The sequence below is a fragment of the Streptomyces sp. NRRL WC-3618 genome, assembly GCF_001280005.1.
Classification (GTDB): Bacteria; Actinomycetota; Actinomycetes; order Streptomycetales; family Streptomycetaceae; genus Streptomyces.
Genome location: NZ_LGDW01000405.1, coordinates 1 through 240 on the forward strand (window position 1 = coordinate 1; position 240 = coordinate 240).

Here is a 240-nt window from a genome sequence, read left to right on the forward strand (position 1 = left end):
CCGCGAGCACGCCGCCACCGGCACGCATCAGTCGCGGCGCCCACACCACGTCCCCGCGCACCGCCACCTGCGGCTCGTCGAGGCCGAGCACCCCGGGCAGCAGGGCGAGAGCCTGCTCGCCACCGTCGACGTCCACCAGGACGAGACGGCCCGGGTTCTCCGACTGCGCCGACCGCACCAGACCCCACACCGGGGCATCGACAAGGCCGGCCGTCGACACGACGTCACCGGAGCCCACAC

The 240-nt window shown here is 75.0% G+C and carries 1 protein-coding gene; it reads right to left on the reverse strand.

Annotation, left to right across the window (positions count from 1 at the left end):
* Positions 1–220: SpnB-like Rossmann fold domain-containing protein (locus ADL01_RS27735; RefSeq protein WP_159049655.1), on the reverse strand; the 220-nt coding region annotated here is incomplete at its 3' end.
* Positions 221–240: the final 20 nt, after the last annotated feature.